The following is a 23260-nucleotide window of genomic DNA, read 5'->3' on the forward strand; positions in this document are numbered from 1 at the left end:
AGCACTGGCCTTCCACTTCGCAAGGCGATAGGTCTGGTGGCGAAAGACAGACAATTTCCGCGCAAGGAGCATCCCATGAGCACGCCCGTTTCCGTCACCTTCACCGAACTGGACCTCGACGCCATTGCCGGAGCGGAAGGCCGCGTCGCGGTGATCGTCACGCCCAGCGGCAAGATGGGCCCCGGTGCGCGGCGCGTGAACCGGCTGACCAAGGGGGCGGTCAAGCGCCTGCTGGAAAGCGAGGCGTGGGAAAAGACCAAACCCGGGCAAGTGGTGACATTGGCCTGGCCCACGGGCCTGGCTGCCAAGGCGCTGGACGTGCTGTGCCTGGAGCGCGGGGCGGACCCGGTCGAGACGCGCAAGGCCGGTGCGGCCCTGGGCAAGCTGAAGGGTGAGGCGCCGCTTCTGGTGCTGGCGGGCACCGCGCGGCGGCTGGGCGAGCTGGCGCAGGGGATCGCTCTGCGGGCTTACTCGTTCGACGCGCGCAAGTCCAAGCAACCCGAGGAGCCGGGCGCGGTTTCAATCATGGTGGGCAAGCCTGACGAGGCCACCGAGACGGCGAAATCCGCCCTGGCCGTGGCCGAGGGCGTGCTGATGACCCGCGACCTGGTATCGGAGCCGGCCAATCATCTGACCACCACCGAATTCGCCAAGCGGATCAAGGAGATGGAGAGCCTCGGGCTCAAGATCACCATCCTCGAGGAAAAGGACCTGGAAAAACACGGCATGGGGCTGTTGCTGGCCGTGGGGCAGGGCTCTGCCTCGCCCACCAAGGTCGCAGTGATGGAATGGTCTGGCGGCCGCGACGGGGATGCGCCGCTGGCGCTGGTCGGCAAGGGCGTGGTTTTCGACACCGGGGGCATCTCGCTGAAGGTGCCCACGGGAATGGAAGACATGACCATGGACATGGGCGGCGCCGGCGTGGTCACAGGCACGATGCGCGCCCTCGCGCTGCGCGAGGCCAAGGCCAACGTGGTGGGTCTTGTCGGGTTGGTCGAGAACATGCCATCGGGCGAGGCCTATCGCCCCGGTGACGTATTTACCTCGATGAAGGGTGACACGGTTGAGATCATCAACACCGATGCCGAGGGGCGCCTGCTTCTGGCCGATGTGCTGTGGTACGCGCAACAGACCTACAAGCCCGCCGCAATCATTGACCTCGCCACGCTGACGGGGGCGATGATCATTGCGCTCGGGCACGAGAACGCCGGCGTCTTTTCCAACGACGACAATTTCTGCGACAAGTTCCTGCGTGCCGCCAAGAACGCGGGCGAAGGGGCCTGGCGCCTGCCGCTGGGCGAGGCCTATGACAAGCAGCTCAAATCCGACATCGCCGATATGAAGAACGTGGGCGGACGGCCCGCCGGCTCGATCACCGCGGCGCAGTTCCTGCAACGTTTCGTCGAGGAAGGGACGCCCTGGATCCACCTCGATATCGCGGGCGTGGCGCGCGTGACCAAGGACACGGATTTCGCCCCCAAGGGCTCGACCGGCTGGGGTGTCATGAGCCTCGACCGGCTGGTGGCCGATCAATACGAAGGGGAGTGATGGGCGCGGTTTATTTCTATCACCTGACCCGCCGTCCGCTGGAGGCGACGCTGCCGATGCTGCTGGACAAGGCGCGCGGGGCGGGATGGCGTGTGCTGGTGCGCGGCACGCAGGAGGCGCGGCTGGACTGGCTGGACGAAAAGCTGTGGCTGGGGCCCGAGGAGGGCTTTCTTCCGCACGGGCGCGCGGGAGGGCCGCACGATACCCGCCAGCCGATCCTGCTGAGCACTGGCGCGGCGACCAACGGCGCCGTCTGCATCATGAGCGTCGACGGAGCCGAGGTGTCACCCGACGAGGTGCAGGCGCTGGAACGGACCTGCATCCTTTTCGACGGCAATGATGAACAGGCTCTGAACCACGCTCGTGGCCAGTGGAAGACCCTGACCAGCGCGAGTTGTTCTGCGCAATACTGGTCCGAGGAGTCGGGCCGATGGGAGAAGAAAGCCGAGGCGTGAGGGACGCGTGTGCGTCTAGCGGGTCAGGATCATCTTTCCGTCGGAAATCTGCACGTTCGAGAACCGCTCGAGATAGCTCATGCCCAAAAGCGATCGGTCCAGTTCACCGCCATTGACCGACGCCGCGATGCCGCGGTCCTCCAGCGGACCGATTTTCAGGCTGTCCAGGCGCACCGGCGCTGTGCTGACCATGCCGTTGGCGGTGCCGGCGCGGCCTATGAAAGCGAGGTCGTCTGTGTTCAGGCCGGCGCTCTCGGCATCGGCCCGGGTCAGCACGATCAGGGTCGCGCCGGTATCCACCACGAAATCCACCGGGGCGCCGTTCACCTCGGCCGTGACATAGTAGTGCCCGTCCAGCGCCCGGCGCAGCTCGATCTGATCTTCGCCCAAAGTCGTGTAGGATGCGGGGCTAGCGGTGTTGCGGATGTCGCCCCAAAGCCCGACGGCAGCGATGGCGCCCACGAAGATCAGACCCCAGACCACGACATATTGCATGTTCTTGCCCAGCGAGGTGCGGTTCTGCGCAAAAAACCACGCGACGACTGCGGCGCCGAGCAGCGCGAGGTAGATCAGTCGGGCGGTGTCATCTCCGGTCATGGCGCAAGATATAAGCAGCGGCGCGTCAGCCCGCCAGCCCAAACCCCTTCAATCCGTCCAGCACGAACTGAACCGCCAGCGCGGCCAGCAGCATCCCCAGAAGGCGGGTGATGACGTTGATGCCGGTCCGCCCCAGCGCGCGTTCCAGCAGGCCGGCGGTCAGGAACAACAGGAACACGAGCGTCACCACGCTCAGCATCACGCCGATGACCCAGGCGAGTCCCTCGATCCCGGGTTGCTGGCCGGCCAGCAGGATCACGGTGGTGATCGCGCCCGGACCGCCGATCAGCGGAATGGCCAGCGGGTAGATCGAGGGATCGTCGCGGTCGTCTTCCTCGTCGGCCTGGTCCTTGCGCCGCTTGGTGCGCCGTTCGAACAACATGTCGAGCGCGGTCAGAAACAACAGAAGCCCGCCCGCGATGCGGAAGGCGGGCATCGAGATGCCCACGAACTCCAGCACGGATTCGCCGAAACTGGCAAAGACGATCAGGATAAGCGCCCCGGCGACGCAGGCGCGCAATGCGATGGCGCGGCGGCGCGCCGGACTGTCGCCTTGGGTCAGCGCCACGAAAAGCGGGGTCATGCCGATAGGGTCGATGATGACGAAAAGCGCCACCCAGGCGGTGATGAGGAAACTAGGGTCCATGCGCCATGGTTTGCGCCGGGATGCGGGCGTTGTAAACCGTCCGGGTTCAGTTTTCCGCCGCGTCGAGCCGTTCCAGCGCGGCCAGCCACAGCGCCTCGGCCCGGTCGAGGCCTTCCATTACCTCGGCATACTTGCGCTGCCAGGCTTCCATGTCGTTCGCCTTGGCATTGCTGTAGATCGTGGGATCGGCCAGCTTGGCCGCGATCTTGTCGCGCATCACGTTCAGCTTTTCCACGCGCTGTTCGCAGGACTTCACATCATGCCGCAACTCCAGAACGGTGTCGCGAGGGGGGCGTTTGGGCTTCGGCGCGGGCTTTTCCACCGCCGTCGTTGCCACTTCCTTTTTCTGGGGCTTCTGGTCCAGCAGGGCGGCGCGATAGCTTTGCAGGTCGCCCTCGTAAGGCTTTACCGTGCCGTCCTTGACCAGCCACAGCCGGTCGGCCACCAGTTCCAGCAGGTGCATGTCGTGGCTGACGAGGATGATCGCGCCGGTGTAATCGGTCAGCGCCTCGACCAGCGCCTCGCGGCTCTCGATATCAAGGTGGTTGGTCGGCTCGTCAAGGATCAGCATGTGCGGCGCGTCGATCGTGGCCAGCATCAGCGACAGCCGGGCCTTCTGCCCGCCCGAAAGTTTCGCCACCAATGTGTCGGCCTGTTCCGCGCCGATGCCGAAGCCGCCCAGCCGCGCGCGCAGCTTGGCCTGGCCGTCATCGGGATAAAGGCGGCGGATGTGATCGAGCGGGCTTTCGTCGAGATGCAACTCGTCCACCTGGTGCTGGGCGAAATAGCCCACCCGCAGCTTCGAGGCCGCGTGCTTCTTGCCGTCTAGAACCTCAAGTTTGCCAGATAACAGCTTGGAAAGCGTGGATTTTCCTTCGCCGTTCCGCCCCAGCAGCGCGATCCGGTCATCCTGGTCGATCCGCAGCGTCAGCCGCTGCAAGACCGGCGCGCCATCATAGCCCGTGGCGACATTGTCGAGCCGCAGGATCGGGGGCGACAACTGGTCGGGTTCGGGGAAGGTAAAGCGGCGCAAGGCGGCCTCTTGCGGGCGCGAGATCGGCTTCATCTTCTCCAGCGCCTTGATGCGGGACTGCGCCTGCTTCGCCTTGTCCGCCTTGTAGCGGAAGCGGTCGACATAGGATTGCAGGTGGGCGCGGCGCGCCTCCTGCTTTTTCGCCTCGGCCTCGGCGTTGGCCAGCCGCGCGGCGCGGGTTTCGGCAAAGGTGTCGTAGCCGCCCTGGTAGAGCGTCAGCTTGCGGTCCTCAAGATGCAGGATGGCCCCCACGGCGCGATTGAGAAGCCCGCGGTCGTGGCTGATGACCAGAACGGTATGGGGATAGCGCGCCAGGTAGCTTTCCAGCCAAAGCGCGCCTTCGAGGTCGAGATAGTTCGTGGGCTCGTCGAGCAGCAAGAGGTCCGGCGCGGTGAAAAGCACCGCGGCCAGTGCCACGCGCATCCGCCAGCCGCCCGAGAAGGCCGAGCAGGGCTGGGCCTGTTCTTCGTCGGTGAACCCCAGACCCTTGAGGATGGTCGCGGCACGGGCCTCGGCGCTCCAGGCGTCGATATCGGCCAGGCGCGTCTGAATATCGGCGATCCGTGTGCCGTCCGTGGACGTCTCGGCCTCGGCCATCAAGGCGCTGCGCTCGGTATCGGCGGCCAAAACGGTGTCGATCAGCGACACCTCGTTGCCCGGCACCTCCTGGTCGACGCCGCCGATGCGGGCGCGTTCGGGCAATGAAATCGTGCCGGTATCCAGCGGCAGCTCGCCCCGGATCATGCGAAAGAGCGTGGTCTTGCCGGTGCCGTTGCGGCCCACCAGCCCCACCTTGTGGCCCGCAGGGATCACGGCCGATGCGCCCTCGATCAGGGGGCGGCCGGCGACCGAGAAACTTATGTCATCAAGACGCAACATGCGCACCGCATGCCGTATAGCGCGCGCCCCGTCAATCGCAGCTTTTCAATCATGCACCCCCATGCTATCGGGGCGCCGAACAACGGCGCAGGCATGGGGTTTGCGCCACGACTAATACGAAAAGAGGCTACAATGGCTGTCGAACGCACGCTCAGCATCATCAAACCCGATGCCACCAAACGCAACCTGACCGGCAAGATCAATGCCAAGTTCGAGGAGGCCGGCCTGCGCATCATCGCGCAGAAGCGGATCCACCTCAGCAAGGCGCAGGCCGGTGTGTTCTACGCCGTGCATTCCGAGCGTCCGTTCTATGACGAACTGTGCGAATTCATGGCGTCCGAGCCGGTCGTCGTGCAGGTGCTGGAAGGCGAGGGTGCCATTGCCAAGAACCGCGAAGTGATGGGTGCCACGAACCCTGCCGATGCGGCCCCGGGCACGATCCGCGCGGAGTTCGCGGAGTCGGTCGGCGAGAACTCGGTCCACGGGTCCGATGCGCCGGAGACGGCGGCGGTGGAAATCGCCTATTTCTTTTCGGGTCTCGAACTGGTCGGCTGATCGCACCTAGACAGAAGATTAAGGACGGCGTGATCTTCGGATCGCGCCGTTTTTGTCTGCGCCGGGCGCTTCAGATCGCGGCGAAGTCGGTGAAGACCTGTTTCGAGATGATCACCTTGGCGTCCTTGCGCACGACGTTGCGCGGTGTCGGTGCGGGTTTCTGCGACTTCTTGGGAAGGTCGGGGGTCGTTGCCATGTGCCTGCTCCTTTTTTGGGTCAGACCGGCCGGACAGCGCCGACCGGCGCCTGATTATCCGAACAGGGTTGCCGTCGACATGGACTTAAGTTGGGCCGAAATGTGGCGGTAATGTGGCGTGCGCCGTGAATTTTGTATCGTAATCGCGTCCAAGACCGTGCAAGGGTAAGTTCCGAAACGAGAAAAAGTGCAGACACCATGGCCCCCGGCAAGCTGAATCAGGACCCGCACAAGGTTCGTGAGCATCAGGACATGAACCTGGAAACCGCCATCGGGCGGGCCGTGCGCGAGTTCCGCAAGACCCGCGGCATGACGGTGTCGGACCTGTCGGACGTCACGGGCCTCTCCGTCGGGATGCTGTCGAAAATCGAGAACGGGGTCACATCGTCGTCGCTGACAACGTTGCAGGCGCTGTCGACCGCGCTGAGCGTTCCGATCACGGCGTTCTTCCGCCGGTTCGAGGAGCGGCGCGAGGTTGTGCATGTCAAGGCGGGCGAGGCGGTGGAGATGGAGCGCGCCGGTACGCGGGCGGGGCATCAGTACAACCTTCTGGGCCACATCGGCGCCAACAACAGCGGTGTTGTGGTGGAACCCTACCTGATCACGCTCAACGAGGAATCGGACGTCTTTCCCACCTTTCAGCACGACGGAATAGAGCTGCTCTATATTCTGGAGGGCGAGGTGGGGTATCGCCATGGTGACCAGCGATTTCACCTTCGGCCCGGCGACAGCCTGTTTTTCGATGCCGACGCGCCGCATGGCCCTGACGAATTGCTGAGCCTGCCGATCCGGTACCTGTCGGTGATCTCTTATCCGCAGGGCGAGCGATGAATATTCCCCTCAAGAATATTTAATTCACCCCATTGCGTCTTCTTTCCCGCCGTATTAGCGTCTCTGCAACATAGGAGACACCGATATGTGTGGAATCGTTGGACTGTTCCTGAAGGACAAGACGCTTGAGCCGCGCTTGGGCGAAATGCTGACCGACATGCTGATCACCATGTCCGACCGAGGGCCCGACAGCGCGGGCATTGCCGTCTACGGCACGGATCGCGACGGGCAGGCGAAACTGACCCTGCAGGCTGCCGAGCCAAGCCAGTTCGAGGGCCTTGCCGAGGAGATCGGCAAGGAGGTGGGTGCCAGAATCAGCCAGCGGGTGATCGACACTCACGCGGTGTTGGACCTTCCGCAGGACAAGGTGTCGGCGGCGCGGCAGGAGGTCAAGCGGCTGCGCCCGGATATTCGTGTGATGAGCGCGGGCGACATCATCGAGATCTACAAGGAGGTTGGCCTGCCGGGGGACGTAGCGAAACGCTTCGACATCCCCAAGCTGACCGGCAGCCACGGCATCGGTCACACCCGCATGGCCACCGAAAGCGCGGTTACCACGCTGGGGGCGCACCCGTTTTCCACGGGGTCCGACCAGTGCCTTGTCCATAACGGGTCGCTCAGCAATCATAACGCGCTGCGCCGGCAACTGGCGCGTGAGGGGATCGAGGTGGAGACGCAGAACGACACCGAGGTCGCCGCTGCCTACCTGACGTGGAAAATGCAGCAGGGTCATACGCTTGGCGAAGCGCTGGAGGCGGGGCTGGCGGATCTCGATGGCTTTTACACCTTTGTCGTCGGCACCAAGGACGGGTTCGGCGTGCTGCGCGATCCGATCGCATGCAAGCCTGCCGTGATGGCCGAAACAGATCAATACGTGGCCTTCGGCAGCGAGTATCGCGCGCTGGTGAACCTGCCGGGGATCGAGGACGCCCGCGTGTGGGAGCCCGAACCCGCCACCGTTTATTTCTGGAGCCATTGAGATGCAGACATACGATTTGGAAGCCGATGGGCTGCGCGGGCTGAACGCCGCGCTGCAAGGGGCCAGCGGCAACGAGACCGGTTGGGAAGTGGTGAATCCGCGCGGCAGCCATGCAATTGCCGTGGGGCTGGACGCGCCGCTGGATGTGACCGTGAAGGGCTCGACCGGGTACTACTGCGCGGGCATGAACCAGCAGGCGACGGTGCGGGTGGCTGGCAATGTCGGCCCGGGCGTGGCCGAGAACATGATGAGCGGCACGGTAATCGTCGAGGGCGATGCCAGCCAGTATGCCGGGGCGACCGGGCATGGTGGGCTTCTTGTGATCAAGGGCAACGCCTCGTCCCGCTGCGGGATCTCGATGAAGGGAATCGACATCGTGGTGGGCGGCAATGTGGGGCATATGTCGGCTTTCATGGGGCAGGCGGGGCACCTGGTGGTTTGCGGGGATGCAGGCGATGCGCTTGGCGACTCGCTCTACGAGGCGAAGCTGTTCGTGCGCGGCAGCGTCAAAAGCCTGGGCGCCGACTGCATCGAGAAGGAGATGCGGCCCGAGCATGTCGAGAAGCTGACCGAGCTTCTGGACAAGGCCGGGATCGACGCCGATCCGTCCGAGTTCAGGCGCTATGGCTCGGCCCGGACGCTGTATAATTTCAACATCGACAACGCCTACTGAGGAGACGGACGAATGAGCGACAATCAAAAATCCGCTCCGCGGACTTTGCCGAGATATTCCAATACCTTCACGCCGGACGTTAATGCGGAAATCCGCCGGGCCGCGGCCACCGGAATCTACGACATTCGCGGTGGCGGGGCCAAGCGGAAGGTGCCGCATTTCGACGACCTGGTGTTCCTGGGTGCGTCGATGTCGCGTTACCCGCTGGAAGGCTATCGCGAGCGGTGTGACACGAACGTGGTGCTGGGCACGCGCTATGCGAAGAAGCCGATCGAGCTGAAGATCCCGATCACCATCGCTGGCATGAGTTTTGGCGCGCTGTCGGCGCAAGCCAAAGAGGCGCTGGGGCGCGGGGCGTCGATGGCCGGGACCTCGACCACCACGGGCGATGGCGGCATGACGCCCGAGGAGCGCGGCCAGTCGAAAACGCTTGTGTATCAATACCTTCCGAGCCGTTACGGGATGAACCCGGTCGATCTGCGCAAGGCGGATGCCATCGAGGTCGTCGTCGGCCAGGGCGCCAAGCCCGGCGGCGGCGGGATGCTGTTGGGCCAGAAAATCTCGGATCGTGTGGCCGAGATGCGCACGCTGCCCAAGGGGATCGATCAGCGGTCTGCCTGTCGCCACCCGGACTGGACCGGGCCGGATGACCTTGAAATCAAGATCCTGGAACTGCGCGAGATCACCGGCTGGGAAAAGCCCATTTACGTCAAGGTCGGCGCGGCGCGCCCGTTCTTCGACACGACGCTGGCCGTGAAGGCCGGAGCGGACGTGGTGGTGATCGACGGCATGCAGGGCGGAACGGCGGCCACGCAGGACGTGTTTATCGAGCATGTCGGCATCCCGACATTGGCCTGTATCCGCGAGGCTGTGGCCGCGCTTCAGGAACTGGGCATGCACCGCAAGGTGCAGCTGATCGTCTCGGGCGGCATCCGCACGGGCGCGGACGTCGCCAAGGCGCTGGCGCTTGGCGCGGACGCGGTCAGCATCGGCACGGCGGCCATGGTGGCCATCGGCGACAACGACCCCAAGTGGGAGGCCGAGTACAATGCGCTCGGCTCCACCGCCGGGGCCTATGACGACTGGCACGAAGGCCGCGACCCGGCGGGCATTTCAACGCAGGACCCGGAATTGTCGAAACGCCTGGACCCGGTCGAGGCCGGGCGTCGGCTGAACAATTACCTCAAGGTCCTGACGCTGGAGGCACAGACGCTGGCCCGGGCCTGTGGCAAGAACCACGTGCACAATCTGGAGCCAGAAGATTTACAAGCCCTTACCGTGGAGGCCGCTGCCATGGCGCGGGTGCCTTTGGCGGGAACCTCTTGGATTCCCGGGCAGGGCGGTATGTAATCGCGACAATAATCAACAACGACAAGAAACGGGGAGACGACAATGGCCACGGACCTGGCGAAATTCGCCGACAAGAACGGCGTAAAGTACTTCATGATTTCCTTCACGGACCTCTTCGGCGGGCAACGCGCCAAGCTGGTGCCGGCGCAGGCGATTGCCGACATGCAGGAGGATGGCGCGGGCTTTGCGGGGTTTGCCACGTGGCTGGACATGACGCCGGCGCATCCCGACATGCTGGCCGTGCCGGACCCGGAATCCGTGATCCAATTGCCGTGGAAACCCGAGGTCGCCTGGGTCGCCGCCAACCCGGTGATGGAGGGCGAGGACGTGGCGCAAGCGCCTCGCAACGTCCTGCGGCGCCTGATCGACGAGGCCGCCGAGGAAGGCCTGCACGTCAAGACCGGCGTGGAGGCGGAGTATTTCCTGCTGACGCCGGATGGCAATTCGCTGAGTGACGAGTTCGATACCGCCGAGAAGCCCTGCTATGACCAGCAGGCGGTGATGCGCCGCTATGACGTGGTGCGCGAGATCTGCGACTACATGCTGGACCTGGGCTGGGGCCCGTACCAGAACGACCACGAGGATGCCAATGGCCAGTTCGAGATGAACTGGGAGTTCGACGACGCGCTGGTGACGGCGGACCGGCATTCGTTCTTCAAGTTCATGACCAAGTCGGTGGCCGAAAAGCACGGCTTTCGCGCCACCTTCATGCCCAAGCCCGTCGAGGGGCTGACCGGCAACGGCGCGCATGTGCATATCTCGGTCTGGGATGCGCCCGGGGCAAAGGCCAAGACCAACGTCTTTGCCACCGACAAGGCCGAGGGCAGCCCGACGGCAGAGCTGGGCCTGTCGGACCGGGGCGCCAATTTCCTGGGCGGGATCATGAAGCACGCCAGCGGGATGGCGGCGATCACCAACCCGACGGTCAACAGCTACAAGCGGATCAACGCGCCGCGCACCACGTCGGGGGCCACCTGGGCGCCCAACACGGTGACATGGACCGGCAACAACCGCACCCACATGGTGCGCGTGCCGGGGCCGGGGCGGTTCGAGCTGCGGCTGGCGGACGGGGCGGCGAACCCCTACCTGCTTCAGGCCGTGATCATCGCGGCGGGTCTCAGCGGGATCCGGTCCAAGGCGGATCCGGGCAAGCGGTATGACATCGACATGTACGCCGAGGGCTACAAGGTGCGCGGTGCTCCGAAGCTGCCGCTGAACATGCTGGATGCCTTGCGCCTGTACGACAAGGACCGCGAGTTGAAGGCGATGCTTGGCGAGGCGTTTTCCTCGGCGTTCCTGAAGATGAAGCGGCAGGAGTGGGATTCCTACATGTCGCACTTCAGCCAGTGGGAAAAGGACCACACGCTGGATATCTGACCCGGTGCGGACTGGGGCGGAGCGGACCGGCGGACAAGCGTTAACAGTCCGCGAAAAGCGCCCCGTTCCGACGTCGGTATCGCGTCGGTATCCGAGTGGTATCGCGGCGGTGCCATTTTCCGGGGATCGGAATGAACGGAGTGCGCGGCGTTGACGCCTTGTAAAGAAAAACGCGGCCTCCGACCGGGGACCGCGCCTTGGATTAACCGTTTGGAAAGAGCCGCTCAGGCGTTGGCTTCGCGGATCTTCTCGGCGGCGTCCTTGTCATAGGTGACGCCGTTCTGCTCGAAGAGCGTGTCGAGCTCGCCCGAGAGCGTCATCTCGGTGATGATGTCGCAGCCTCCGACGAATTCGCCCTTCACGTAGAGCTGGGGGATGGTGGGCCAGTCGGAATAATCCTTGATGCCCTGCCGGATGCCGTCATCGGACAGCACGTTCACGTCCGTGTATTCGACGCCCATGTAGTTCAGCACGCCAGCGACGCGGGACGAGAACCCGCATTGCGGCATGGTCTTGGTGCCTTTCATGTAGAGCACCACGTCGTGGGCTTTGACGGTCTCTTCGATTTGCGTCTTCGGGTCGCTCATTTGTTGGTGTCCTTCGGTGCAAAGATTTTGGCATAGGCTTGCGGATCGCGGGGGATTTCCCAGCGCCGGACGTTGCCGCCGCCCATGCCGGATTGGTAGTCGGATTCAAGTGTGTGCATCCCGGTCCCTGGTTCGCTGCCGCGCTGGCCGGGGGATTTGCGCTGGCCCACGATGGCCACCGCGGCGATGGCGGCGGCAACCAGGACCAGCAGGATGATCAGCGTCCAGCTCATGGGCCTAGTCCGGGGCCTTGGTGGTCAGCGCCAGGGCGTGCAGGTCGCCCGAGGGGCCGTCCATCTTGCCCTTGAGCGCGGCATATACGGCGCGCTGCTGCTGGACACGGTTCTTGCCCCGGAAGCTTTCGTCGATGACCTCGGCCGCGTAGTGGTTCCCGTCGCCCGCCAGATCGGTGATGGTGATCTTGGCGTCGGGGAAGGTTTCGCGGATCAGGTCCTCGATTTCCTGGACTTGCATGGGCATGTGCGCGTCTCCTTGGTGTCTGCCCCTGATGTAGAGAGGGCAGGGCCGGGATGCAAGCGACGGACGTGGTTTCCGGCGATGTCGTCCGTGGCGGGGTAGGCCGGGATTTCATCACGGCATCCGGGTGGGGCGGCGGGGTGGAACCCCGCCCTACGATGTGGGGTGGGTGCGCGCCGCGTCAGAGCTCCTCGCCCTTTTTCAGAAGCTCGTCGATAAGGTCCCGTTGTAGGGCGCCGCTGTCGCCGCCGCCGAACTGCATCGCGCCGCCGGTGTAGAGCGTGCCGTAGGTCTGCACGAGATTGACGACCTGGCCGAGCCCCGAAATCAGCTGGTCCTTTTCCAGCGGGGCGAGCGGGTGGATATAGGTGGACCAGACCATGTCCTTGGCGATGGCGTAGCGGGCATCGAGCGCGGTGTCGAAATTGGCCTGCATCATGCGCTGAAGCGTGTCGACCTGCACGTCTTCGAGATCGGCCACGGGGGACAGGGCACGCATGCGGTCATTGTCGGGATCGGTGATGATCAGTACGGGCGTGTCGGCGATGGTCAGTTGCCAGACGCGGCCGTCGGTCCGGGTGCTCTCGTCCAGTGATTTCAGGATCGTGTCCAGCCGGTCGAGGGTCATGGGGGCTTCGATCGGAGTGTCCGGGGTGGGCGTTTCGCTGTCCTGGGCGGTGGCCATGAGGGGCAGCGTGACGAGGGCGAGGGTCAGGGACAGGCGGAGCATGGTCGGAACCTTTCGGAGGGTAGGTTCCGAAAGAATGGCAGAGCGTGGCAGGCCCGCCAACGCCCCCGACGCAAACGTGATGGGGCGCGAGCGGGAGGTATTGGTCCGGGAAGGCGGGGTGAAACCCCGCTCTACGGGATATGTTTTGGTGCGCGGGGCAGGGTGGGCCGGGATTTCATCCCGGCACCGGCGTGCGGAGGCGGGGTTAAACCCCGCCCTACGGTGTGTCAGGCGAAGGTGTCGCCGAAGGTGCCGCGGTAGATCGCGGCCAGCTCGGTAAGTGGCGCGCTGGAGCGGCCCATTTGCACGTCGCTACCGGTAAAGCGGCCCACGGATTGGATCGGCACCCCGGCCTGGCCGGCGGCGATCATCAGCGCCTCGGCCTGATCGAAGTTGCAGGCGATGAGATAGCGGGCCTGATCCTCGCCGAAGAGGACTGCCGTCTCGTCGCTGTCGAGGCAGACGCCCACGCCCGCTGCCTCGGCCATCTCGAAGGCGGCGAGCGCAAGGCCGCCGTCGGAAAGGTCGGTGCAGGCCTTGATCAGCGCGTGGTTGGCGCGGATGAAATCGCCGTTGCGTTTCTCGGCGTCGAGATCCACATGCGGCGCGTCGCCTTCGATGCGGTTGTAGACCTCGGTCAGAAGCGCCGACTGGCCCAGGTGGCCGGTGGTTTCGCCCACCAGCAGGGCCACGTGGCCGTCGCGGGCCTGGCCGGTGATGGCGGTCTCGGGGTCGCGGATCAAGCCGACCGCGCCGATAGTGGGGGTGGGCAGGATCGCGCTGCCGTCGGTCTCGTTGTAGAGCGAGACGTTGCCAGACACGATCGGCATGTCGAGCGCTGCGACGGCCGCGCCGATGCCCTTGATGGCCATGACGAACTGGCCCATGATCGCCGGTTTCTCGGGGTTGCCGAAATTGAGGTTGTCGGTCGTGGCGAGCGGCACGGCCCCAAGTGCCGTGAGGTTGCGATAGGCCTCGGCCACCGCCTGTTTGCCGCCCTCGAAGGGGTTCGCCTTGACGTAGCGGGGCGTGACGTCGGAGGTGAAGGCGAGGTGCTTGTCGGTGCCGTGGACGCGGATGAGCCCCGCGCCCTGGCCGGGGGTGCGGGCGCTGTCGGCCATCACCATCGTGTCGTATTGCTCGTAGACCCATTGCTTGCCGCAGTAGTTGACCGAGCCGATGAGCGCCTTCAGCCCGTCGATGGGATCGACATTGGGTACATTCGCATCGTCGAGCGCCTCGGGCGTTTCAGGCTCTTCCCACGGGCGGTCGTATTCCGGCGCGCTGCCCGAGAGGGTGGCGAGAGGCAGGTCGGCCATGACCTCGCCCTTGTGCATGATCAGGAAGCGGTCCTCGGCGATGGTTTCGCCGACGATGGCGAAGTCGAGGTCCCATTTCTCGAACACGGCGCGGGCCTCGGATTCCTTTTCCGGGCGCAGGACCATGAGCATCCGTTCCTGGGATTCCGACAGCATCATCTCGTAGGCGGTCATGTTCGCCTCGCGCTGCGGGACGGCGTCGAGGTTGAGTTTCACGCCGAGGCCGCCCTTGTCGCCCATCTCGACGGCCGAGCAGGTGAGGCCTGCGGCGCCCATGTCCTGGATCGAGATGACGGCGCCGGTGGCCATCAGCTCCAGCGTGGCCTCCATCAGGCGTTTCTCGGTGAAAGGGTCGCCGACCTGCACGGTGGGGCGCTTTTCCTCGATGGTCTCGTCGAATTCGGCCGAGGCCATGGTGGCGCCGCCGACGCCGTCGCGGCCGGTCTTGGCGCCGAGATAGACCACGGGCATTCCGATGCCGGAGGCGGCGGAGTAGAAGATCTTGTCGGCATCGGCCAGCCCCGCCGCGAAGGCGTTGACGAGGCAGTTGCCGTTATAGGCCGGGTCGAAGCGCACCTCGCCGCCCGCGCAGGGCACGCCGAAGCAGTTGCCGTAGCCGCCGATGCCCGCGACCACGCCATGCACCAGCTGGCGGGTCTTGGGGTGGGCGACCTCGCCGAAGCTAAGCGAGTTCATCGACGCGATGGGGCGCGCGCCCATGGTGAAGACGTCGCGCAGGATGCCGCCCACGCCGGTGGCCGCGCCCTGGTAGGGCTCGATATACGACGGGTGGTTGTGGCTTTCCATCTTGAAGACCACGGCCTGACCGTCGCCGATATCCACGACGCCCGCATTCTCGCCCGGGCCGCAGATCACTTGCGGGCCGTCCGTGGGCAGGGTGCGCAGCCATTTCTTGGAGGACTTGTAGGAGCAATGCTCGTTCCACATGGCCGAGAAGATCCCGAGTTCGGTGAAGCTCGGTTCGCGGCCGATGATTTCGAGGATGCGGTCGTATTCGTCGGGCTTGAGCCCGTGGGCCGCGATCAGATCGGACGTGATGGCCGGTTCCTGCATGTGAAACATGTCCCCCAAGGTGCGGTGCAGATGGCGCCCCTATTAGGACATGAACGCAGCGGGGGGAAGGGGGTGCGGCGCGGTGCGTGTCATGGGCCTTGACGGATGCCGCACGATGCCGTCGGGTTGGGCGAAAAGGAGGTGCCATGAAGATCATCGAGAACCCGTGGCGGGGGCAGGGGCTGGTGGACGGGGTGCTGGCCGAGATCCCCGGCCCCAGCGTGGATGCCGCCGCGCCGTTGCGGCTGTTGGCGGAATGTCCGGCGCATGGGGTGACGCCGCTGGAGCGGCGCGAAGCCTTTGGCACCACGCTGTTCGTCAAGGACGAGCGCGGGCGCATGGGGCTGGGCAGCTTCAAGGCGCTTGGGGCGGCTTACGTGATTGCGCATGAGGCCGCGGCGACGGGGGATGGCGACATGGCGAACGCGCTGGCGGGACGGACTTACGTGACCGCGAGCGCGGGCAATCACGGGATGTCGGTGGCCGCCGGGGCCAAGGTCTTTGGCGCCAAGGCGGTGGTCTATATCGCCGAGACGGTGCCCGAAGGCTTTGCCGGGCGTCTGCGCGGCATGGGCGCGGAGGTGGTGCGGGCCGGGGCGGACTACGCGGCCAGCATGAAGGCGGCCGAGACGACGGCCTCGGATAACGGCTGGACGCTCCTGTCGGACAGTTCCTGGCCGGGATACGTGGACCTGCCGTGGCGGCTGATGGAAGGCTACCTGGTGATGGCAGACGAGGCTGTGCGGCAGATCCCCGAGGTGCCGACGCATATTTTCCTGCAAGCCGGGGTTGGCGGGCTGGCGGGGGCCTGCGCGACGCTGTTTCGCCAGCATTGGGGCGCAGCGCCGCGCATCGTCGTGGTGGAGCCCGAGGCGGCCCCGGCCTTGCAGGCCAGCATCGAGGCGGGGCGACCCGTGGCGACCGAGGGGCCGGTCTCGGCCATGGGACGGCTGGACTGCAAGGAGCCTTCGCTGATCGCGCTGCGCGGGCTGTCGCGGGATGCCGATGCCTTTGTCACCATCACCGAGGAGGAAGCGGCGGAGGTGTTGCCGGAGCTGACGCTGATGGGGCTGGAGAGCACCGAATCCGGTGCGGCGGGGCTGGCGGCCGTGCGGTTGATGGGCCTTGGACCGGAGGCGCGGGTGCTGTGCATCCTGAGTGAGCAGGCCGAGGCATGAACCGGGGATTCGACCGTGCGGAATACGAGACCCGCACGGCGCGGGCGCAGGTGCTGATGGACCGCGCCGGGCTGGGGGCGCTTCTGCTGACCACCGAGGCGGATGTGCGCTATTTTACCGGGTTCCTGACGCGGTTCTGGGAAAGCCCGAGCCGTCCGTGGTTCCTGGTGGTGCCGCGCGAAGGGCCGCCCAAGGCGGTGATTCCCTCGATCGGGGCCGCGCTGATGGGGCGGACATGGATCGAGGATATCCGCACGTGGCCGGCTCCGGATCCCGAGGATGACGGTGTGAGCCTGCTGGCGCAGACGCTGGCCGAGGTTGGCGGCCCGGTGGGGGTGCCGATGGGCTTTGAGACGCATCTGCGCATGCCGCTGGCGGATTTCGCGCGGGTGAGGGAGCTGGCGGGTCTGCCGTTCACGGGCGATGCGGGGATCGTGGCGCGGCTGCGGGCGGTGAAGTCGCCAGCCGAGGTCGCCAGGATCGGGACTTCCTGCGCCATCGCGGGCCGCGCCTTTGACCGTGTGCCCGAGATCGCGGGCGCGGGCCGCCCGCTGGCGCAGGTCTTTCGCGACTTTCAGCGCCTGCTGCTGGAGGAAGGCGCAGACTGGGTGCCTTACCTTGCGGGCGGCGCGGGGCAGGGTGGCTATGCGGACGTGATCTCGCCCGCGTCCGAGAGGCCGCTACGGGCGGGCGACGTTCTGATGCTGGACACGGGCGCGGTGTGGGACGGGTATTTCTGCGATTTCGACCGGAATTTCGCCGTGGGCCACGTGGGCGACGGCGTGGCGGAGGCCCATGCGCGGCTGGTCGAGGCCACGCAGGCGGCGATGGAGCTTGCCCGGCCCGGTGCGCGGGCCTGCGACCTGTGGCGCGCCATGTCGGCTATCGTCGGCGCGGGCGAGACCGCGGGACGGCTGGGCCACGGGCTGGGGATGCAGCTGACCGAGGGGATGTCGCTGACGGCACGCGATCAGACCGTGCTGGAGCCGGGCATGGTGATCACGCTGGAGCCGGGGATAGACCGGCCCGGGGACCTGTGCATGGTGCACGAGGAGAATATCTTGATCACCGAAGGCGCGCCGCGGGGGCTGTCGCCGCTGGCGGGCCCGGACATCCCATTGATCTGAGAAAAAAAGGCCGAGCTGATAAGCTCGGCCATAGTCCAACAGGGAGGTATGAAGTGATCGGGTTGATCACCGTCATGCCGTGGAATTAGTGCCCGTTTTTCGAGCGATCAAGGGTAAACAGGCCGCACTATGCGAAAACCTGCTATGCTGTTGCCGCATGGCTGCTGTTATGGCGCGCGCAAATTGCCCGAAACGCCTTATTTCGCGACGTTTTTGCGATAGGCCACAATTTCTTCCTGAACGAAATCGCGGAACGCCTTGATGCGCTGCGAATGGCGCAGCTCCTCGGGGTAGGCGAGGAAGACCGGCACGTCTGAGGACTGCACGTCGGGCAGGACGCGGACAAGCTGGTCGAAATCCTGGCCCAAGTAATCGGGCAGGACGCCGATGCCGAGGTTGTTGAGCACGCCCTGCAGCACGCCGTAATAGTTGTTGACGGTCAGCAGCGACGGGATGTCGTAGGTCACCAGTTCGTTGACCAGCGTGGCGCCGGCGCCGACCTGGGCCGAGCGCGGGTTCTGGCAGATCAGCCGGTGCGTTCCGAGGTCTTCCATCCCTTCGGGCGTGCCGCGCTCATCGAGATACTTCTGCGTCGCGTACAGGCACATGTTGATCATCATCAGGCGCTTGCGGATGAGGTCTGCCTGGCTGGGTTCCTTCATGCGGATGGCCACGTCGGCCTCGCGCATGGGCAGGTCGAGCACGCGTTCCTCGAGCATGAGGTCGATGTTGAGGTCGGGATAGGTCGAGAAGAGCTTGGGAAGGCGCGGGGCGAGCCAGAGCGTGCCGAATCCGATGGTGGTGGTGACGCGGAGTTCACCGAACACCTCTTCCTCGCTGTCGCGGATGCGCGCGGTGGCGGCGTCCAGACGCTTGACCATGGCGCGGGTGGCGTCGAACAGAAGCTCGCCCTGTTCGGTCAGGATGAGGCCGCGGGCGTGGCGGTGAAAGAGCGTGGCGTTGAGTGATTCCTCGAGCCCGCGAATCTGTCGTGAGACAGCGGATTGCGACAGGTGAAGCTGGTCCCCGGCATGGGTGAGGCTGCCCGCGTCGGCGACCGCGTGAAATATTCTCAGTTTGTCCCAATCCATTTCGCAACTTTCAATTCAATCCATTCCCCGCTGGCGCAATAGCAGAAAAACATTTGCGGTTCACAGCCGATAGCGCGGAATTCGCGTGAAAAACTGCATTAGGTCACGTATATTGACCTAATACACGCCTATATACATAGCAATTGCGCGGGATCGCGCAAGCGCCACGGGAGGACGACATGAGCGATCAGAAGATTTCCCTGAACGACCGGCTGGACCTGTCCAAGTCGCAGATCCTGTTGAACGGCACGCAGGCCCTTGTGCGTCTGATGCTGATGCAGGCCGCACGGGACCGCGCCGAGGGGCACAACACCGCCGGGTATGTCACCGGCTATCGCGGCTCGCCGCTTGGGGCGGTGGACCTGCAGATGGCGCGGGCGCAAAAGACTTTGGCCGAGGCGAATGTCACCTTCCAGCCTGGCCTGAACGAGGATCTGGCGGCGACGGCGCTGTGGGGCACGCAACAGGCGCAGTTGCGCGGCGAGGGCAAGCATGATGGCGTCTTTGGCCTGTGGTACGGCAAGGGGCCGGGGGTGGACCGCTCGGGCGACGTGATGCGGCACGCCAACATGGCCGGGACCGCGCCGCTGGGCGGCGTGCTGATGGCGATGGGGGATGACCACACCGGGGAGAGTTCCACGGTGTGTCATCAGTCGGACTGGGCGCTGGTGGATGCCTACATGCCCGTGCTGTCGCCGGCGGGGGTGCAGGAGATCCTGGACTTTGGCCTCTATGGCTTTGCGTTGTCGCGGTTCGCGGGCGTCTGGGCCGGGCTGAAGACGATGAAGGACACCGTAGAGGTGACCAGCGTCGTCGATGGCAGTCTCGACCGGATGAATTTCGTGCTGCCGGAGTTCGACATGCCCGATGGGGGCCTGAGCATCCGGCTGGGGGATCACTGGATCGCGCAGGAAGCGCGGATGATCGACCACAAGAGGTACGCCGCCGAAGCCTTTGCCCACGCAAACAAGATCGACAAGCGGGTGTGGGGTAAACCCGGCGCGAAGATCGGGTTCGTGGCCGCGGGCAAGAACTGGCTGGACCTGACCCATGCGCTGGACATGCTGGGGATCGATGCCGCCGAGGCTGAGCGTCTGGGGCTGACGACCTACAAGGTGGGCCAGACTTTCCCGATGGACATGAAGGGCTTTCACGACTGGGCCGAGGAGCTGGACCTGATCGTGGTGGTCGAGGAAAAGCGTAAGTTGATCGAGATCCAGATCAAGGAGGCGATTTTCGACGACCGCAAAGGCCGGCGCGTCTATGGCTGGTACAAGGGCGGCGCGGGCGGCCTGCACTCCGAGGAGCTGTTCCCGACGCGCATGGCGCTGGACCCGGTGATGGTGGCCGAGAAGATCGGGACCATCCTGGTGGAGGAAGGCCGCGGCACGGACCGCGTGAAGGCCGGCCTGCAATTGATTGACGAAGCGAAGAAATCGGACAACGCAGAGGAACTGGCGGCGCGGCTGCCTTATTTCTGTGCCGGGTGTCCGCACAACACCTCGACCAAGGTGCCCGAGGGCGGGCGCGCCTATGCCGGGATCGGGTGTCACATCATGTCGCTGTGGATGGATCGCGAGACAAGCGGGTTCACGCACATGGGCGCGGAAGGCGCCAACTGGATCGGCGAGGCGCCGTTTTCCAACCGCGAGCATGTGTTCCAGAACCTGGGCGACGGAACGTACAACCATTCGGGCGTTCTGGCCATTCGCGCGGCGTTGGCGGCGGGTGTGAACATCACCTACAAGATCCTCTACAACGACGCGGTCGCCATGACAGGGGGGCAGACCAACGAAGGCGGACTTGGGCCCGACCGGATCGCGCGCGAATTGAAGTCGATGGGCGTGGAGCACATCGCGGTGGTCTATGACGAGAAGGAAGAACCCGAGAAGTCTCATTTCCCGTCGGGCATCGGCTGGCACGAGCGGGCCGAGATGATGCAGGTCCAGGAGAAGTTTCAGGAAATCAATGGCGTGTCGGCCATCATTTACGTGCAGACCTGCGCCGCCGAGAAACGCCGCCGCCGCAAGCGCGGCACCTTCCCGGACCCCGACAAACGCGTGTTCATCAACACCGATATCTGCGAGGGCTGCGGTGATTGCGGGGTTCAGTCGAACTGCGTCGCCATCGTGCCGAAGGAGACGGAGCTGGGCCGGAAACGGGCCATCGACCAGTCGAGCTGCAACAAGGATTTTTCCTGCCTCAAGGGGTTCTGCCCGTCCTTCGTGACACTGGAAGGGGCCAAGATCCGCAAGGAAGCCTCGGCCGATCTGGACCTGCCGGATCTGCCGGAGCCTGCGCTGCCCAAGATCGACGGCACCTATAACGTGGTGATCACCGGCGTTGGCGGTACCGGCGTCGTGACCATCGGCGCCGTCATGGCGCAGGCGGCGCAGATTGATGGCAAGGGTGCCGGTATGATGGAAATGGCCGGTCTGGCGCAGAAGGGCGGCGCGGTGCATATCCATTGCCGGATTGCCGAGAAGCCGGGCGATATCAGTGCCATACGGGTCGCCACGGGCGAGGCCGATGCGCTGATCGGTGGCGACCTCGTGGTCAGCGCCGGGGCCAAGACGCTGGGCCTGACTCGGATGGGGCGCACGGGCGGCGTGGTCAACAGCCACGAGATCATGACCGGCGATTTCACTCGCGACACCGAGTTCACGCTGCCGACGGACCAGCTGGCGCTGTCGCTGAAGGCGCGAATGCAGGACGACGTGGTGCTGTTCGACGCCAGTGAACTGGCGCGGGTGGCGATGGGCGACGCGATCTTCTCCAACATGATCATCTTTGGCGCGGCGTGGCAGCGGGGGCTTGTGCCCTTGTCCAAGGCCTCGATCGACGCCGCCATCGAGCTGAACGGGGCTGCGGTGGAGCGCAACCTGCGCGCCTTCGAGATCGGGCGATGGGCCGCCGTGCACCCCGAGGAGGCTGACCGCATGGTGACGCCGAACGTGGTGCAGAAACCCAAATCGCTGGAGGAGAAGATCGCCTTCCGGGCAGATCACCTGGTCGGATATCAGTCCAAGCGGCTGGCCAAGCGGTATCGCAAGCTGGTGGACGGGATCGAGAACGAGCAAGTGCGCGAAGCGGTGGCGATGGGCTATCACAAGCTCTTGAGCTACAAGGACGAATACGAGGTCGCGCGCCTGCTGATCCAGAGCCGGAAGAAGGCCGAGGAGGAGTTCGCGGGTGATTTCGACATGACCTTTCACCTGGCGCCGCCGATCCTGAGCAAGACCGGCCCGGACGGTAGGCCCAAGAAGCGGCAATTCGGCGCCTGGATGGAAAAGCCGATGCGCCTGATGGCGAAGTTCAAGGGCCTGCGCGGCACGCCGCTGGACATCTTCGGCTATAGCGAGGAGCGGCGGATGGAACGCGCGCTGATCCGCGAGTACGAGGCGGACATGGCGGAAGTGCTGCCGAAGCTGGAGGGCCGGACGCAGGACGCCATTGTGGCGCTGGCCGAATTGCCGTTGCAGATTCGCGGCTTCGGTCCGGTGAAGATGGCAAACGCACAGAAGGCGGCCAAGCAGCGCGAGCATCTGTTGCAGGTGATCCGCGACGGCGGGCAGGACGTGGCACGGGCGGCACAGTAGGCCGCCCGCGCGTTTGTTACCCAAATTTCATCGCCCTGTTACGTGGCGGGGCGATGTAGATGGATGCACGCGAATCGAGACGGACGGTAAGATGCGCCTGGAACGCCACGTGGCCCGTGACATCAGCTATGCCTACTCGGCGCAGACCCGCGGGGGGCGCGCCATGATCCGCACGATGGAGAACCTGACGGGCCGTATCCGGCTGATCAAGCGGGCGGCGGGGTACGAGCAGGAGGTCGCGGCGGGCCGTGATTTCTGGCAGGTGATGGTAGAGCGCTATGGCCTGACGCTGGACGTGGTGGGCGGCAGCCTGGACAGCATTCCGCGCACGGGGCCGTTGATCCTGATCGCGAACCACCCCTATGGCATTCTGGATGGCCTGATGATGGGCCATATCCTGAGCCAGACGCGGGGCGATTTCCGCATCCTGGCGCACCAGATCTTTCGCAAGGCAGAGGACCTGAACCGCGTGATCCTGCCGATCAGTTTCGACGAGACGAAAGAGGCTGTCGCGCTGAATGTCGAAACGCGCAAGACGGCGCTGAATTACCTGAAGGACGGCGGCGCCATCGGGATTTTCCCCGGCGGGACGGTCAGTACGGCGGCGAAACCCTTTGCCCAGCCCCTCGACCCCGGCTGGCGCGGGTTTACGGCGCGGATGGTAGCGAAATCGGACGCCACGGTGGTGCCGGTGTTCTTCGAGGGACATACCAGCCGGCTGTTCCAGCTGGCCAGCCATATGCACACCACGCTGCGCATGGGGCTTCTGATCAAGGAGTTCAACAAGCGCGTGGACACCCGTGTGCAGGTGGTGTTGGGCCAGCCCATCGCGCAGGACGAATTGCGCGCACGGGCCGGGGACACGAAATCCATGATGGCGTTTCTGCGGCACAAGACGTATGAGCTTAGCACGCGTCCGGTGAACGCGGACGAGATTGGCTTCGAATACGACTAGGGGC

22 protein-coding genes are annotated in these 23260 nt (G+C 65.0%); 12 read left to right on the plus strand and 10 right to left on the minus strand.

The window, feature by feature from the left end; genetic code table 11:
- Positions 1-75: 75 nt before the first annotated feature.
- Together ACQY4V_RS06050 and ACQY4V_RS06055 are read left to right on the plus strand one after the other, a co-directional pair.
- Complete coding sequence (locus ACQY4V_RS06050; protein WP_428515967.1) at positions 76-1548, plus strand: leucyl aminopeptidase; 1473 nt, start codon at positions 76-78, stop codon at positions 1546-1548.
- Positions 1548-2003: a DNA polymerase III subunit chi gene (locus tag ACQY4V_RS06055; protein WP_428515968.1), complete on the plus strand. Its 456-nt coding sequence runs from the start codon at positions 1548-1550 to the stop codon at positions 2001-2003. The genes ACQY4V_RS06050 and ACQY4V_RS06055 overlap by 1 nt, the downstream gene beginning before the upstream one ends.
- 15 nt (positions 2004-2018) lie before the next feature.
- Here the strand turns inward: ACQY4V_RS06055 and ACQY4V_RS06060 are convergent, their stop codons facing one another.
- From ACQY4V_RS06060 to ACQY4V_RS06070, 3 genes are read right to left on the minus strand one after another with little or no spacing between them, the layout of a single operon-like run.
- Entirely contained in the window at positions 2019-2600 is a 582-nt protein-coding gene (locus tag ACQY4V_RS06060) for a retropepsin-like aspartic protease family protein (protein ID WP_222450009.1), read from the minus strand.
- A 25-nt stretch (positions 2601-2625) separates the two neighbouring features.
- Positions 2626-3246 carry a MarC family protein gene (locus tag ACQY4V_RS06065; protein WP_428515969.1) on the minus strand — a complete coding sequence of 207 codons (621 nt, stop codon included), beginning with the start codon at positions 3244-3246 and terminating at the stop codon, positions 2626-2628.
- 46 nt (positions 3247-3292) lie between these two features.
- Positions 3293-5158, minus strand: a complete 1866-nt coding sequence (locus tag ACQY4V_RS06070) for an ABC-F family ATP-binding cassette domain-containing protein (RefSeq protein ID WP_428515970.1) — start codon at positions 5156-5158, stop codon at positions 3293-3295.
- 132 nt (positions 5159-5290) lie between these two features.
- On the opposite strand from ACQY4V_RS06070, the gene ndk reads away from it, so the two are divergent.
- Positions 5291-5713, plus strand: coding sequence for a nucleoside-diphosphate kinase (gene ndk / locus ACQY4V_RS06075; protein WP_428515971.1), 423 nt, complete (start codon positions 5291-5293; stop codon positions 5711-5713).
- Between the two features lie 70 nt (positions 5714-5783).
- On the opposite strand, the gene ACQY4V_RS06080 is transcribed toward ndk, so the two are convergent.
- Positions 5784-5909 carry a hypothetical protein gene (locus tag ACQY4V_RS06080; RefSeq protein WP_428515972.1) on the minus strand — a complete coding sequence of 42 codons (126 nt, stop codon included), beginning with the start codon at positions 5907-5909 and terminating at the stop codon, positions 5784-5786.
- A 198-nt stretch (positions 5910-6107) separates the two neighbouring features.
- On the opposite strand from ACQY4V_RS06080, the gene ACQY4V_RS06085 reads away from it, so the two are divergent.
- The 5 genes from ACQY4V_RS06085 to glnT all read left to right on the plus strand — a co-directional run bounded on the left by ACQY4V_RS06085 (position 6108) and on the right by glnT (position 11119).
- Entirely contained in the window at positions 6108-6740 is a 633-nt protein-coding gene (locus tag ACQY4V_RS06085) for a helix-turn-helix domain-containing protein (RefSeq protein WP_152492202.1), read from the plus strand.
- Between the two features lie 85 nt (positions 6741-6825).
- Positions 6826-7719: a class II glutamine amidotransferase gene (locus ACQY4V_RS06090; RefSeq protein ID WP_428515973.1), complete on the plus strand. Its 894-nt coding sequence runs from the start codon at positions 6826-6828 to the stop codon at positions 7717-7719.
- Between the two features lies 1 nt (position 7720).
- A complete protein-coding gene (locus tag ACQY4V_RS06095) occupies positions 7721-8392 on the plus strand; it encodes a protein GlxC (protein WP_428515974.1) in 672 nt (223 codons plus the stop codon).
- Between the two features lie 12 nt (positions 8393-8404).
- Positions 8405-9742: an FMN-binding glutamate synthase family protein gene (locus tag ACQY4V_RS06100; protein ID WP_306130295.1), complete on the plus strand. Its 1338-nt coding sequence runs from the start codon at positions 8405-8407 to the stop codon at positions 9740-9742.
- 42 nt (positions 9743-9784) lie between these two features.
- The gene (glnT, locus tag ACQY4V_RS06105) at positions 9785-11119 is read left to right on the plus strand and encodes a type III glutamate--ammonia ligase (protein ID WP_428515975.1); all 1335 of its coding nucleotides are present in this window, start codon (positions 9785-9787) and stop codon (positions 11117-11119) included.
- Positions 11120-11343: 224 nt separating this feature from the next.
- Here glnT and grxD read toward each other — a convergent pair whose 3' ends face one another.
- The 5 genes from grxD to purL form a co-directional block, all read right to left on the minus strand.
- Positions 11344-11706, minus strand: a complete 363-nt coding sequence (gene grxD, locus ACQY4V_RS06110) for a Grx4 family monothiol glutaredoxin (RefSeq protein ID WP_428515976.1) — start codon at positions 11704-11706, stop codon at positions 11344-11346.
- A complete protein-coding gene (locus ACQY4V_RS06115) occupies positions 11703-11939 on the minus strand; it encodes a hypothetical protein (protein WP_428515977.1) in 237 nt (78 codons plus the stop codon). Before ACQY4V_RS06115 ends, grxD begins: the two co-directional genes overlap by 4 nt.
- Positions 11940-11943: 4 nt before the next feature.
- A complete protein-coding gene (locus tag ACQY4V_RS06120) occupies positions 11944-12186 on the minus strand; it encodes a BolA/IbaG family iron-sulfur metabolism protein (RefSeq protein ID WP_057793905.1) in 243 nt (80 codons plus the stop codon).
- A gap of 178 nt (positions 12187-12364) precedes the next feature.
- Entirely contained in the window at positions 12365-12913 is a 549-nt protein-coding gene (locus tag ACQY4V_RS06125) for a hypothetical protein (protein WP_428515978.1), read from the minus strand.
- A gap of 227 nt (positions 12914-13140) precedes the next feature.
- Entirely contained in the window at positions 13141-15306 is a 2166-nt protein-coding gene (purL, locus tag ACQY4V_RS06130; protein WP_428515979.1) for a phosphoribosylformylglycinamidine synthase subunit PurL, read from the minus strand.
- A gap of 146 nt (positions 15307-15452) precedes the next feature.
- Here purL and ACQY4V_RS06135 point away from each other — a divergent pair, with 146 nt between their 5' ends.
- Positions 15453-16484, plus strand: a complete 1032-nt coding sequence (locus ACQY4V_RS06135; RefSeq protein WP_428515980.1) for a pyridoxal-phosphate dependent enzyme — start codon at positions 15453-15455, stop codon at positions 16482-16484.
- Positions 16481-17611 carry a M24 family metallopeptidase gene (locus ACQY4V_RS06140; RefSeq protein ID WP_428515981.1) on the plus strand — a complete coding sequence of 377 codons (1131 nt, stop codon included), beginning with the start codon at positions 16481-16483 and terminating at the stop codon, positions 17609-17611. The genes ACQY4V_RS06135 and ACQY4V_RS06140 overlap by 4 nt, the downstream gene beginning before the upstream one ends.
- A gap of 197 nt (positions 17612-17808) precedes the next feature.
- On the opposite strand, the gene ACQY4V_RS06145 is transcribed toward ACQY4V_RS06140, so the two are convergent.
- Positions 17809-18702, minus strand: coding sequence for a LysR family transcriptional regulator (locus ACQY4V_RS06145; protein ID WP_428515982.1), 894 nt, complete (start codon positions 18700-18702; stop codon positions 17809-17811).
- 179 nt (positions 18703-18881) lie between these two features.
- Between ACQY4V_RS06145 and ACQY4V_RS06150 the strand changes: the two genes are divergently transcribed.
- Together ACQY4V_RS06150 and ACQY4V_RS06155 are read left to right on the plus strand one after the other, a co-directional pair.
- Positions 18882-22301: an indolepyruvate ferredoxin oxidoreductase family protein gene (locus tag ACQY4V_RS06150; RefSeq protein WP_428515983.1), complete on the plus strand. Its 3420-nt coding sequence runs from the start codon at positions 18882-18884 to the stop codon at positions 22299-22301.
- A 91-nt stretch (positions 22302-22392) separates the two neighbouring features.
- Positions 22393-23256, plus strand: a complete 864-nt coding sequence (locus ACQY4V_RS06155; RefSeq protein ID WP_428515984.1) for a lysophospholipid acyltransferase family protein — start codon at positions 22393-22395, stop codon at positions 23254-23256.
- The last annotated feature ends 4 nt before the right edge of the window (positions 23257-23260 follow it).

It is taken from the genome of Roseovarius sp. (assembly GCF_965277045.1).
GTDB lineage: Bacteria > Pseudomonadota > Alphaproteobacteria > Rhodobacterales > Rhodobacteraceae > Roseovarius.